General features: G+C 48.1%; 11 protein-coding genes. 5 read left to right on the plus strand and 6 right to left on the minus strand.

The window, feature by feature from the left end; translation table 11 throughout:
• Positions 1–187 precede the first annotated feature (187 nt).
• Positions 188–1,843 carry a thermosome subunit alpha gene (gene thsA / locus MPET_RS00400; protein WP_013328039.1) on the minus strand — a complete coding sequence of 552 codons (1,656 nt, stop codon included), beginning with the start codon at positions 1,841–1,843 and terminating at the stop codon, positions 188–190.
• A 55-nt stretch (positions 1,844–1,898) separates the two neighbouring features.
• Positions 1,899–2,819, minus strand: a complete 921-nt coding sequence (locus tag MPET_RS00405; RefSeq protein ID WP_013328040.1) for a transcriptional regulator — start codon at positions 2,817–2,819, stop codon at positions 1,899–1,901.
• A 124-nt stretch (positions 2,820–2,943) separates the two neighbouring features.
• Here MPET_RS00405 and MPET_RS00410 point away from each other — a divergent pair, with 124 nt between their 5' ends.
• The gene (locus tag MPET_RS00410; RefSeq protein ID WP_013328041.1) at positions 2,944–4,161 is read left to right on the plus strand and encodes a tRNA(Ile)(2)-agmatinylcytidine synthase; all 1,218 of its coding nucleotides are present in this window, start codon (positions 2,944–2,946) and stop codon (positions 4,159–4,161) included.
• 170 nt (positions 4,162–4,331) lie between these two features.
• Entirely contained in the window at positions 4,332–5,312 is a 981-nt protein-coding gene (locus MPET_RS00415) for a glycosyltransferase (RefSeq protein ID WP_263640441.1), read from the plus strand.
• Positions 5,313–5,320: 8 nt separating this feature from the next.
• Here MPET_RS00415 and asnB read toward each other — a convergent pair whose 3' ends face one another.
• The gene (asnB, locus tag MPET_RS00420) at positions 5,321–7,126 is read right to left on the minus strand and encodes an asparagine synthase (glutamine-hydrolyzing) (protein WP_013328043.1); all 1,806 of its coding nucleotides are present in this window, start codon (positions 7,124–7,126) and stop codon (positions 5,321–5,323) included.
• Between the two features lie 138 nt (positions 7,127–7,264).
• Between asnB and MPET_RS00425 the strand changes: the two genes are divergently transcribed.
• A complete protein-coding gene (locus tag MPET_RS00425) occupies positions 7,265–9,850 on the plus strand; it encodes an oligosaccharyl transferase, archaeosortase A system-associated (protein ID WP_013328044.1) in 2,586 nt (861 codons plus the stop codon).
• 254 nt (positions 9,851–10,104) lie between these two features.
• Here MPET_RS00425 and MPET_RS00430 read toward each other — a convergent pair whose 3' ends face one another.
• Entirely contained in the window at positions 10,105–11,295 is a 1,191-nt protein-coding gene (locus MPET_RS00430) for a YcaO-related McrA-glycine thioamidation protein (protein ID WP_013328045.1), read from the minus strand.
• 58 nt (positions 11,296–11,353) lie between these two features.
• Between MPET_RS00430 and MPET_RS00435 the strand changes: the two genes are divergently transcribed.
• Positions 11,354–11,638, plus strand: a complete 285-nt coding sequence (locus MPET_RS00435; protein WP_013328046.1) for a DUF2098 domain-containing protein — start codon at positions 11,354–11,356, stop codon at positions 11,636–11,638.
• A 5-nt stretch (positions 11,639–11,643) separates the two neighbouring features.
• Here the strand turns inward: MPET_RS00435 and nikR are convergent, their stop codons facing one another.
• The gene (gene nikR / locus MPET_RS00440; protein ID WP_048130908.1) at positions 11,644–12,066 is read right to left on the minus strand and encodes a nickel-responsive transcriptional regulator NikR; all 423 of its coding nucleotides are present in this window, start codon (positions 12,064–12,066) and stop codon (positions 11,644–11,646) included.
• 113 nt (positions 12,067–12,179) lie between these two features.
• Complete coding sequence (locus MPET_RS00445) at positions 12,180–12,476, minus strand: hypothetical protein (protein ID WP_048130429.1); 297 nt, start codon at positions 12,474–12,476, stop codon at positions 12,180–12,182.
• Here MPET_RS00445 and MPET_RS00450 point away from each other — a divergent pair.
• The gene (locus MPET_RS00450) at positions 12,475–12,765 is read left to right on the plus strand and encodes a hypothetical protein (RefSeq protein WP_048130431.1); all 291 of its coding nucleotides are present in this window, start codon (positions 12,475–12,477) and stop codon (positions 12,763–12,765) included. The two genes, MPET_RS00445 and MPET_RS00450, sit on opposite strands and share 2 nt — an antisense overlap.
• The last annotated feature ends 130 nt before the right edge of the window (positions 12,766–12,895 follow it).

Consider the following 12,895-nt stretch of genomic DNA (forward strand, 5'->3'; position numbering starts at 1 on the left):
TACTCATTAGTGCCCGACCAATATGTATTACAATTCTTCTTCCCGGGTTGGCATAATAATTGCGTTTTTTATTTGATTCTCAGGAAGGCAAAAATAATCGATCGGGGCTATTTGGAGGTTAATTTTTTGGATGCAGTAAATGTTTGGAGAAAAAAGATGAATATTTAGTTGAATTTTATCGCGCTTTTTACATCATGGGGGGCATGCCGCCCATTCCACCCATACCGCCCATGCCTTCCATATCCTCGGGGCCTGGTGCGCCGCCGCCCATCTTGGATGCAGCGATGACATCGTCGATCCTGAGGATCATGACTGCGGCCTCTGCGGCCGATGCAATTGCCTGGGTCTTTACACGCATGGGTTCGACTACGCCTGCCTTGAGCATATCGACTGCCTTTGCCTCGAATACATTGAGACCGGCTGTTTTCTTTCCGTTCTCGTGCTCCGAGCGGAGTTCGACGAGCATGTCGATCGGGTCGAGACCTGCGTTCTCTGCAAGTGTCCTCGGGATGATCTCAAGTGCGTTCGCGAATGCCTCGATTGCAAGCTGTGAACGGCCTTCCTGTGATGCCGCAAATTCACGGAGCCTGAGCGAGAGTTCTACCTCGGGTGATCCGCCGCCTGCAACGAACTTCTTGTCCTCTACTGCAACGCCGACTACACGGAGTGCGTCCTCGAGTGCACGGTCCAGCTCATCTACAACGTGTTCCGTTCCGCCGCGGACGATAAGTGTGCATGCCTTCGGGTTGTCGCACTCTGTAACGAAGATCATCTCTTCGCCGCCGACCTTCTTCTCCTCGACAAGTCCTGCCTTACCGAGTTCTGCTGCATCGATTGCATCGATCGATGAGATGACGGTTGCGCCTGTTGCGCGTGAGAGCTTTGTCAGGTCCGACTTCTTGACACGGCGTACTGCAAGGACTCCTGCCTTTGCGAGGTAGTGCTGTGCGATGTCGTCGATTCCCTTCTGGCAGACGAGAACGTTTGCGCCTGATTTGACGATCTTCTCTACGATCGTCTTGATCATCTTCTCTTCCTCGTCGAGGAACATCTGAAGCTGGTCGGGCGATGTAATCGAGATCTCTGCGTCGACTTCAGTCTTCTTGAACTCGACCGGTGCATTGAGGAGAAGGATCTTTGCGTTTTCGATCTTCTTCGGCATGCCGGGGTGGACACGCTCCTTGTCGATTACGACTCCCTCGATAATCTCCGAGTCCTCGATTGTGCCGCCGACCTTCTTCTCGACTTTTACGAAATCGGTGTCGACGGTTCCGTCCTCATCGGCGATCATCGTGATTGCCTTGACGACGAGCTCGGTGAGCTTGTCCTTTGCGGCCTCTGCTCCCTTGCCTGTCATTGCGGTGTCTGCAATCTTTGTAAGCATCTTCTTGTCGGTTGGCTTGACATCGATTGCGAGTTCCTTGATGAGTTCCTGTGCCTTGTCTGCTGCGAGCCTGTACCCGTGTGCGATGACCGTGGGGTGAACGTCCTGGTCGAGAAGCTCCTCTGCTCTCTTGAGCAGTTCGCCTGCAACAACGACTGCGGTTGTGGTTCCGTCTCCTACCTCGTCGTCCTGGGTCTTTGCGACCTCGACCATCATCTTTGCGGCCGGGTGCTCGATGTCCATCTCTTTGAGGATGGTCACACCGTCGTTCGTGATTACCACGTCACCGATGGTGTCGACGAGCATCTTGTCCATGCCCTTTGGTCCGAGTGTTGTTCTTACTGCACTTGCAACAGCTTTAGCAGCTGCGATGTTCCCGCTCTGGGCGTCGCGGCCGCGTGTACGCTGGCTGCCTTCCTTAAGGATAAAGATAGGCTGTCCTCCAAGATTTGCTGCCATATTAGTAACTCCTATATTATGTCTTAAAAATGTGGTTAGTAGTTCTATATAAAGATTATTGATCTTCGATCAGCTCGATGAACTCGGACCCCTGAGTAAGATCTGAGAGCATGTCCTCGCCGATAATAAGTGTTTTCCCGATGCGTTTTTTCTTCTTGTAGTCCGTCAGGACACATACCGCCCGCGATTCGGTTATCTCGGATATATTGCCGATTAGACCGGCGTGCCTGATCGTCTTCTGGGCGGTTCCGTACCCGGTGAGTATGGTCTTCTTCTCGTAGACCGCGAGCGCGTCGAAGGGGGCCCTGCACATGGTATGCGTCTCGATCCCGATTCTCCTGAAATCCGGGGGGAAATTGTCTTCGTGCTCCTTTTGCTCCGATTTTTTCGCCAGATCGGAGGATTTTTTCAGTATGTCTATGGCTTCGACGATAGCTGCGTCGAAAAGCTCTTCGAGGCGGATCGCGATATCGAGTGTCGTGCTCATCCCGCTCTCGTACTTGGATATGGTTCTTCTCGATACGCCGAGCGAGGAGGCAAGGTCCCCGAGCGAAAGATTCCGGCTTTCGCGCAGATCCCTTAGTTTTCCGCCGTTGATATTGACGTAAAGCCCGCCGGGCTGTGCGAACACGAGCGGAGGGACTTCATCCACGAGAAAATCATAGAGAGTCTTCGAGTTCGTAGCGACGATCCCGTGCCGGATATACACCGCACCCCTCTCGAGCTCAGAGTCCCTGGCCCGCTCCCCCACTATAATCGGCGTCGCATCAAGGTGATGAGCGATGAGCGCAAGATCGTGTGCACTCTCCTCGCCCACGCTGTCGATGTGGGGAACGACCTTTATGACAAGCAGCTTTGCATCCTTTCGCGCGATAATGTCGAAGCTCCTGGGCCTTATTCCGCACCTCTCCGATACGTTGTAGCCCGCCATTATCAGCACGCTGATTACAGTCTGCACGAGTCTTTCCTGGGACATGATACCTTCAGTTTACAATTAATCTTCTTATGTTTAAGTGATCTATATTAAATTTGTACCTTTTCCATTTATAGAAAAAGAACTTTGGATGGTGACATGGCCGGGTGAATCCGGCAGGTTTTAGATGCTTATTGGAATAGACGATACCGACTCTCCGGCAGGAATGTGCACAACATATCTTGGTGCGGTCTTTGCAGGAAAACTTCGTGAAGAAGGCTATTCGGTTGATTCCATGACCCTTGCAAGACTCAACCCCAATGCACGCTACAAGACGAGGGGCAATGCGGCGGTATGCATCGAAACCAATGCAGGCGAGAAGGGCTTCGATCTTGCCTGCAGCCTAGTGGACGAGCTTGCGGATCTCTCCTGCGAAAGAACGAATCCCGGTGTCGCTATGGCCGAATCACCTCTCCCGTCATGGTTTTACACAAAAGCGGTAACGGATTTTCTCACGATAGAAGAGGCTGCCGAATTCCTCGATGAAAACGGTGCCGTATACAAGGGATGGAAGAACGGGAGGGGTCTCATAGGTGCAGCTGCGGCACTCTCAGCCTCTTTCGATGACTCTACATACGAACTGCTTGCATACAGGCACCACGAAGAGAAAGGAGAGAGGATCGTCGATCGCGGGAGTATCTTCCTTGCCGAAGAGAAGACGTATCCGCATACCTGGGACTCGGTCGACTTCGGAAATAATGTCGTCGTCTGCGTCCCTCACACGCCCGATCCCGTTCTCTACGGGATCAGGGGCGAGTCCCCGGAATGGGTAAAGAAAGCGGTGTCATATATCAAATCCGAAGAGCCGTTCATCACCGCGCTTTACAGGACAAACCAGGGGACGGATGCACACCTGCTGGACGCACGGATCGCGGACATAAAGGAAGATCGATCATACCGGATCAGGGGAAATGTTTCCTCCTCCCCTTCGACCGGTGAAGGAGGGCATGTATCGTTCTTATTATCCGATGAACCGGGAATATCTGTCCGCTGTATGGCCTACGAACCGACGAAGGAATTCAGGGATGTCGTCCGTAAACTCATTCCTGGGGATGAAGTCACTGTCTGCGGGAGTTTTAAGGGCGGAAGCATCAACCTCGAAAAGATTGAGGTAATATCCCTTGCGGAGAAGACATTTGCGAAACCTCCCGTCTGCTCCTGCGGAAAGAGAATGACGAGCGCCGGTACAGGGAAGGGCTACAAGTGCAGGAGATGCGGTGAGAAGTCCGGTGAAGCCGAGATAGTACATATTGAAAGGGAGCTTCCACTTGGCTGGTACGAGGTTCCGCCGGTTGCACGCAGGCACCTTTCAAAACCGCTTGTGAGGAGCAGGGCTAAAAATTGAAATATTATAATAAGAAAAATTAGGTAAGGATTATGTTTATTTTTATAATATCTATCGTATTATTGTTAATTTCAGGATTCCCTTATCTATACTATCTTCTCGGAATAAAATTCGGGAAAAAAACACTCCCGGTAACAGTTTTAAATGAAGATCAATATCCGCCCGTCAGTGTGATCATATCTGCCTACAACGAAGAAAAGATCATCGCGGAAAGGCTTGAAAACCTGATCGAAGGGGGCTACTCCCTGGAAAAATTCGAGCTTATATTCATTGACGACAATTCTTCCGACAATACGAAAAAGCTTGCCGAATCCAAACTGGCGGATTTAGGAGTTAATTACAGGATATTTTCAAACGATTCCAGGAAAGGAACGAACAGATCATATAACTTTGCTCTTGGAATAGCCGAAAACAATATCGTGGTTACAACCGATGCGAACAAATTTTTTGAGAAGGATGCACTCAGGGTCCTGATCTCACGGCTTTTATCAGATGACCGGATTGCAGCGGTATGTGCCGAAACGAAACCATTTGCCAAGTCTGCAAAAGAGAGAACCGGAGGAATGGAGAGTGTCTACAGGGGTTTCTACGGCCGGATGTGCGACTGGGAGAGTGCGAACGATTCCACGTATAATTTCAACGGATCTCTCGTTGCATTTAAAAAGGATATTATCGGTTCTATAAAGGAGAACAAAGGGGCCGATGACGCGAATACGGCATTTGAAGCGATAAGGAAGGGTTACCGTGCGGCATATGTCATGGATGCGGTAATATACGAAAAAATCCCCCCCAATATCCACAAACAGTATAAACAGAAGGTTCGGAGAGCGAAGAGGCTCATAGAGGCTACATTGTCGAATCTCGACCTCTTGGGAGAAAAGAGGATCTTTTCCCGGAGATTTTACCCGGTGAGGATAATGATGTATGTTACGTCGCCGTTTCTGTTCCTTCTTGGCACCGTGCTGTTCTTCATATCGTTGTTTATTTTTAACGCAATAGCCGCTACACTTCTTCTGGTTCTGTTGCTGCTGTTTGTTTATGCAAAAAAGTCTTCTTTTATCTCTTCGTTTATTATAAACCAGATATACCTGTTACTGGGTCTGCTTAATATCAGAAAGGACATGAGAACCTGGGAGAGTACATCTGTTTAAACCGTTTTTTAGGGGAAGAAGATCCTTAGCCAGAGTTCGGTGCATACAATCCTCCAGATCTCGGATGAATACTGCTTTTTACCTGCAATAAAGTCGTTGTAATCGGCGGTTACCATTTTGGAGTCCCAGTACTTTCTCGATGAAAATGACTCGGACCCAAGGACTTCGAGGATATGATCCTTAAGGCTTCCCTGCATCCAGACTTCTTCGGGCGTGGAAAAGCCTTTCTTGTCCATTCTGCACCGGATCGATTCGGGAACCAGGTCTTTGATGGATTTTCTGAAGATGAATTTTGTAACCCCTTTTCTGATTTTTTTATCCGCAGGAAGGCTGTTTGCAAAATTCACGACCCTGTAGTCAAGAAACGGGACTCTCGCTTCGACGGAGAAGGCCATCGACACCCTGTCCTCCCAGTGTAGCAGATAAGGAAGGTTCGTACTTGTTAAATCGGTCATCAGCGATTCGTTCAGGTTTCCCTGGTAACGAACCAGCGGCTCCTCAAATCCCTTTATGAGATCCCGCCTCTGTTTGCGGACAAAATACTGCCTGACGGCATAAAAGAGAAAACCCGAGTGACGCCTCAGAACACCAAGGGATTCCGAAGCGGCTGTTAAGAAATGTTTTCCATGTAACAGGCTTGAGATATGGCAGTATATATATGCGAGATAGCCGGCGAATATCTCATCTGCACCTTGCCCGTCAAGGACAACCTTAACCTGCTTTGAGAGATCCCTCATAACGCAGTACTGGGAGTAAAGCGTAAGCTGCATGAACGGTTCGTCGTTCGAATAGATGAGATGGCCGAGATCCTCCCATAAATCCTCGGGATTGGGCCTGGTGTAATATGCGTCAACTTTTAGAAAATCAGTGACTATTTTGACGTACTCGCTCTCGTCAAATTTTTTTTCCTCAAAAACAGCAGAAAAAGTTTTCTGTTTTGGAGCACCGGGGCAGTTCTCCTTAAGCAGCCTGTTAATCAGGGCAGTGATCGTGGACGAATCCAGACCGCCGCTGAGACATGTGCCGGTAGGGACATCGCTTCGAAGATGTATCTTCACAGAATCTTTCAGGAGTTCCAAAAGCTGTTTTGAATCTTCCGTGTCGGTCTTGTGATCGGATATTATTTCATTGCTCTTTTCCGTGTGCCAGTAACAGAATGCTTCGGGCTGGCAACCTGCCCGGATCTGCATATAATGGCCTGCAGGGAGCTGAAAAATCCCATCAAACATCGTTTCGTTGGTGTGATCCGAAAGGCCCCATTTCAGGAAATTTATAAGCTGTTTTTCGTTCGGTTCTTTGCCTACACCCTGGTAGCAGCGCAAAGCCTTTATTTCAGATGCAAAAATGAAGTTGTCATCCTTTATCGCATAATAAAATGGCTTAATCCCTAACCTGTCGCGTGCGCAGAAGAGTTCCTTTTTATTTCCGTCCCAAATGGCAAACGCCCACATGCCGTTAAACTTTGAAAGGCAGTCGGGCCCCCATTCCTCATAACTATGAATGATGACCTCGCTATCAGTTTCTGATTTGAAAATGTGTCCAAGGCTGGTCAATTCTGTCTTTATATCCGGATAATTATAGATTTCTCCATTGAATATCAGCCAGAGGGAATCATCCTCGTTTGTCATTGGCTGTCTGCCTTCTTTTGACAGATCGATAATGGAAAGACGGCGGTGGGCAAGGCCTATCTCATCTTCAATAAAAAAGCCGGAATCGTCAGGGCCCCTGTGCGTAAGAACTTCCGACATCGATCTCAGGCATTTTTCATCGGCCGGTTTTCCTGAAATATTGAATAGTCCTGCAATTCCGCACATCGTTATGTATATTTTTGTTCTTCTGATAATTATTGTATTGGGGATTATATCTTCTGAACTTTATTTTATTAATGGTATCTTCCTTAAGACAATAATATAATAGCCTTTGCTTGAGATAATTCTTAGGCAGGAGATAATATGGACTTCCAGTCTTCTTTGAATAAACGAAATCTGATAGTATTAATTTTAATTATCGTTTTTGCCTATTTCGCGTTCTGGATGAGAATGATTCCTGCGGAAGGGCTGGTATCGTCTGCGGGGGTGGATCTCCTCGGAAACGACCCGTGGTACAATCTCCGCGAGATCGAAGTGATGGTGAGCAATTCCCTCCAGTATCCGTGGTTTGACCCTATGACCTATTACCCGTACGGTACGGATAATTTCTGGGGACCACTGTTTCCGATGATTGCCTCGGTTATGTGCATTCTTGCAGGTGCATCTACAAGGCCCGAGATAATGTATGTGTCGTCCTTCCTTCCTCCTCTCATGGCGGCTGCGATGGTTCCGGTAACTTACTTTGTTGCAGAGAGGGTGTATAACTGGAAGGCCGGGCTTGCTGCGGCCTTTATAGTCTCTTTTGTAGGTGGACAATATTTTTACAGGTCGCTTTTTGCATTTGTAGATCACCACATTGCGGAGGTATTCTTCAGCACCCTGTTCTGCCTGGCTTATATTGCATATCTGGTTTATGTGAATAAACATCCGGTAGACTTTAGGGATAAGGAATCACTTAAGATTCCAGCTCTCATAGCAGTCGGTTCCGGAATCGCCTATACTCTTGGTCTTTATGTCATGCCGACCATGGCGCTCTTCGCCCTGCTTGTTGCAATATTCACAGGACTGATGTTCATAATAAACAGTTACAGGAACGTATCCTCGGAGTACCTTGTTCTTGCCAATACCGTAACATTCCTCGTTGCAATTGCCGGTCTCCTGGTTCTCGGATTGCACCATTCCGGCACTTCAATGATAAGATATTCCATGGGCCATGTTTATGCCTATCTTGCTCTTATTGTCGGCACTCTGGTTCTTTACGGATTAAGGAGAGCACTGAATGAGAAGCCCTGGCATTATTATCTCGGTTCTGTTATTGCATTCGGGGTAGTTGCAATTGCATTTATGATCGTTGCAATGCCGGATTTTTACGGAACATTCTTATCTGGCCTGGCAGGGTTCTTCGGTTATTCCGCCCAACTGACCACGATAGAGGAAGCGCAGAACTGGAGCCTTGATAAAGCGTGGAGTTCGTTCAATGTCGGTATTATTCTTATGATCCTTGGGCTCTTTGCTTCGGTGTTCCTGTATCTAAAAGAGAAGAAGGAGACCTTCATCTTCATACTCGTATGGTCGCTTTTGATAATTTACTCGACAACAATCCAGGTACGCTATGAATATTATCTTGGTGTTAATATTGCAATTCTCACGGGAATCCTTACTGCATGCACCCTGAGTTATGGCTGGTCGGAGATTGAAAAGATCCTCTCCGGATTAAAATCCGAACAGCAGGCTCCACCCCAGGAGGAGAGCAAAAAGAAGGGCAAAGGTAAGAACCAGCCAAAAGCACTCCCTAAAAAGAAGCCTGTCAATTCAGGAAAGATCATCCCGTTTGCTGCCGTGGTTGTTTTCATCGCAGCATTTGCCTACGTGATGGTTCCTGTAGACATCAATACCTCTGAAGTGATGAAGAACTACGGAGGAATGACCTATGACTGGAAAGAGGCGCTGGAATGGTTCGGGGAAAACTCTCCGGAGACAGGGATAGATTATTACGCAATCTACGACAGGGCTGATTATACCAATCCGCCGGAATCCTATGGTGTGATGTCGTGGTGGGATTACGGCCACTGGATAACCTTCATCTCGGAAAGGCCGCCGAATGCCAACCCGTTCCAGGAGGGTGTAGCAGGTTCCAACGGTGCTGCTGCATATTTCATCCAGCAGTCAGAGGAAGAATCGAATGCGATACTCGACAATCTCAACACCCGGTACGTTATTACGGATGCAGAGATGGATTCAGGTGACGGAAAATTCTGGGCGATGTCGACATGGTATGATCCCGAGGTTCAGTCGGCACCATATCTCGAGCATTTCCTCAATATCAATAGCGATAATTCTTATAGCGTCGTTACGTTCTATACGCCTGAATATTACAATACGATGATTTCACGTCTGCACAACTTTGACGGTTCGATGGTTGATCCTTCCCAGGTGGTATATATCGAGTACGTTGACGGAGCGGCGTATGGTTCTCCGTATCCCATTCTCTCGGCAGCTACAATGCTTGGTTTCAACGAGGCCGAAGCCAAAGCTGAAGAGTTCAATGCGGCGAACGCCGGAACCGGCAAAGCGGCTGAAATACTGAGCTGGAATGTCCTTGTACCTGATGGGAAGGTGCCTGCACTTCAGCATTATCGTCTTATCCATGAATCCCCGACAAACATTCTTGAGGCAAACAATCAGGATCTTAAGTATGTCAAGGTCTTCGAGTATGTCCCGGGAGCTGTAATCAACGGGGAAGGGACGATTAAAATCGATCTTGAGACAGGCACAGGCAGGCAGTTTTCGTATATGCAGGAGAGTGTCGACGGCCGGTTTATAGTTCCGTATTCGACCACCGGTGCAAACGGGGACGTAATGCCTCTTGGCGACTACACGATAGTCGAGACGGGCGAGACCTTCAGCGTATCCGAAGATGCCGTGATGAACGGTCTCACGATCAACTAAAATCTTTTTTTTTTCGAATTTTTAAATTTCAGTTCTTAAGCTGGCAACTCTTGTGCAAGTTCTCTCTTTTCATTATCGAATGAGGTGACCGAAGGTCGTCATAGGAATCGGTGGGGGTAGTTCTTCGGTTGCCCCGGCCGGGAAGAAAGTTAAGAATCGATGACCGGCGTGGCAGGGTTAAAGGTAAGTGGAATATTCCACTTTCTTTCTCATAATCCCGGCAATATAATTGAAAAAGAAAAAAATCGTTTATATCAATGTCTTCTTCTGACTCTCGTCTTGTCCATATATGAGACTTCAAGGCCTGGAATGACTACCCTTACGACAGGAACGGGGGTCTTCGAGAGATCGCACACACAGACTCTTTCTGCATGCCCTTCCAGCTCTTCAAGGGTGACTTTAAGGTCTTCGTCGATATATTCCGTGCTCTTGTCCGGAATCTCCGAGAGTTTTATACTCTCGGCCTCATCGGTAAACCACATCCTGTTAATTCTCTTGAGCCTCTCATAGCCTGCCTTTTCTATGAGCATCCGGCGTTTCGGGTCTTCACGTCCTCCTTTAAGCGAGCTTCCCCTGCTCTGTGCAACCTCAGTTAGCGCCCTCAGGACGGCGATCTCCGGGTTGAGATGAGTGCCCGATCCCATTACAAGGAGAGAAGGGTCTTTCGTAAGGGTGTCGTCCCCTCCTGCCGCAACCGTGGGAACGCCGGTCTTTGCATCGATCAGCCACAGGTGGATCTTAACTCCGTTGTCTTCGAATATATCGAGGAGCTCCTTTGCCGGGCCTTCCTTGTCTACAATAATCTTTTTGCCCATCGATCTTGCATTCTCCGCATCGCTCAGGGCATCTCTTTCAATGACCTCGAAGATCGCATGGAGGATTGCCTCCTCGATAACGTTTCCGCTCGCAAGGCCGTTCGTATCGCTCCTGAACAGCTGCTGTGCCATGCCTACCGGATCATACGGGTGGAATACCGCATTGCTGGGGACGTAAATCTCCTCTTCGTTCATCATATCCCATGACGGAGTCCAGTGCAGCTTTTCACCGCTTTCAAGCGGACGGGGGAGTATGAGGTCGGCCGGGTCGACAGCAGTTGCAGGCCCCATGCCATCGAAGCTTTCATGGATCATGCTCTCTCCCCTGTACTCTGCGCTGTACCTCTCGATCGCCTCCATCATGGCCGAAACTTCGGCATGGACGGGACGGGTCCCTTTGCCTGCATGCATCCTTGTAGCACCCGGTTTGGCTCCCGGCCTCGATGCAGAGTATACGGGGATGCCGAGCCTGTCGAGTCCAGTTATATCTTCAACCTCGACAACACCGATCTCGGGCATAAGCGGTTTAATCTTTTCAAGTGTTTTTTCCGGGGCCGTCACTCTGTGCGTTCCGTCGAAGTACTCCTTCTTTATCCTGTTTATCCTGATGGGGTCGATATGGGTGAACATCTCTATGTGATGTTTGGAAAACCAACTTTATATTTTAGATGCACTTAACAGACTGTTAATGGAAAATGCAACTATAGCTCCCGGTTCATTGGTGAGATATCCGCGGACCGGAACTTCAGGCAAGGCAACAGGTTCGAAGATCATCGACGGAAGAGAGTTCGTCCTTATCGATTCGACAGGTATGTATTACCGGGCGGATCAGCTCATTATCGTAGATTCGGTGACAGAGAAGCGGGAGAGAGGCGAAGAAAAAGGAATAGAACGCTTTAAAGCTGAAAAAAAGCTGACCAACGAAGACATCCGGGATGCTTTCGACGATGTCACCGGTGTAGGAGCGGGATAAAAAAATTATTCTTCTATAGGGATTGTGGTCAGTTTTACCGAATCCACTCCCTTCTGGGCCATGAGGCTCTCTGCAATCTTTTTGATCTTCCCGGCATCTCCCCTGACAAGTATTATTTCAAGGCACTTGTCATGTGTAACATGCGCATGAAGCGATGACTGGATAATATCAAGATGTTCGTGCTGGATCTCGGTCAGCACCTGCAGGAGTCCTCTCTGTTCATGGTCGTAGACCATCGTTATGACACCCTGTCTCTCACCCTCAACATCGGACATCCACTGGTAGTATGTGATATAACTCCTGATTGCGTCCCTGATACCTTCTGATCTTGATGAATATCCCCTGTATTCCAGGATTGTATCAAATTTGTCGAGAAGGTTCTTCGGAAGCGATATGCCTATCCTTGATAGATCGGATTCATGCGTCATTTTCATTTCACCTTTTCCTTTCTGCAATGTTAGGATGTATTACTGTTTGTGTCTTTTATTAAAAGTGTTTCTTACTTGATATGCAGTTTCAATCCTGTCTCATGATATTTTTATCATGCTTTTTTGATCCGGATAATTAAATTAAAGTTTATGTAAGTAAAAATAATTTTAATATGGGGTGCTAAACTTACGACCGGGAGTGTTGAAATAAGGAAGATCAATATACCTGACAATATCGGTGTCAGGGACGACTTCCTGGAGACTGCAAGATCGATATCATGTCTGCCTGTCGAACATTCGGTCGTCTTCGATGCTTCGGGAAATATTATTGAAAGGAATACTTCGGGGGAGAGGAACAGGATATTTATCTGGCAGGCGGATCTCTTCAGGCTGTCCGGAAAGATATTCATGCATAACCACCCGTCGGGAACCTCATTTTCGCTCAGCGATGTCCATACGGCATGCATGCTGGGGATGGCGGGTATGGTTGCGGTCACGAGCAAATACATCTATTGTCTCTTTCCCCCGGAGGAAAAGGACAATTTCATGCGAAGCGACTATGCCGATATTGTCCGGTGCTATACGGTGAGATGCAGGACGCTTCCCCTGTCGAGGAGGTTTAAATCGCCAGATCTTGCATGGGAGCACGTTGCCATCGATATGGGCCTTCGCTATCTTCGTATTGCTTTCCCTGGTTAATTTAAGTTACATTCTCGATCGAATCTTTAAAAAAGGGGAGTATATTGAGGATCAGGCCGTTTTAGGATACCAAATACCGAAAACATTTATAATGATCTGGTGTCCGTGACAGAGTACGTATAAGTATCCG

The organism is Methanolacinia petrolearia DSM 11571 (assembly GCF_000147875.1).
GTDB lineage: Archaea > Halobacteriota > Methanomicrobia > Methanomicrobiales > Methanomicrobiaceae > Methanolacinia > Methanolacinia petrolearia.

Bases quoted from the DNA above. Each gene is read 5' to 3' on its own strand.
- thsA (WP_013328039.1), bottom strand. From the start codon at position 1,843: ATGGCAGCAAATCTTGGAGGACAGCCTATCTTTATCCTTAAGGAAGGC.
- MPET_RS00405 (WP_013328040.1), bottom strand. From the start codon at position 2,819: ATGTCCCAGGAAAGACTCGTGCAGACTGTAATCAGCGTGCTGATAATG.
- MPET_RS00410 (WP_013328041.1), top strand. From the start codon at position 2,944: ATGCTTATTGGAATAGACGATACCGACTCTCCGGCAGGAATGTGCACA.
- asnB (WP_013328043.1), bottom strand. From the start codon at position 7,126: ATGTGCGGAATTGCAGGACTATTCAATATTTCAGGAAAACCGGCCGAT.
- MPET_RS00425 (WP_013328044.1), top strand. From the start codon at position 7,265: ATGGACTTCCAGTCTTCTTTGAATAAACGAAATCTGATAGTATTAATT.
- MPET_RS00430 (WP_013328045.1), bottom strand. From the start codon at position 11,295: ATGTTCACCCATATCGACCCCATCAGGATAAACAGGATAAAGAAGGAG.
- MPET_RS00435 (WP_013328046.1), top strand. From the start codon at position 11,354: ATGGAAAATGCAACTATAGCTCCCGGTTCATTGGTGAGATATCCGCGG.
- nikR (WP_048130908.1), bottom strand. From the start codon at position 12,066: ATGACGCATGAATCCGATCTATCAAGGATAGGCATATCGCTTCCGAAG.
- MPET_RS00450 (WP_048130431.1), top strand. From the start codon at position 12,475: ATGCATAACCACCCGTCGGGAACCTCATTTTCGCTCAGCGATGTCCAT.
- MPET_RS00445 (WP_048130429.1), bottom strand. From the start codon at position 12,476: ATGAATATCTTTCCGGACAGCCTGAAGAGATCCGCCTGCCAGATAAAT.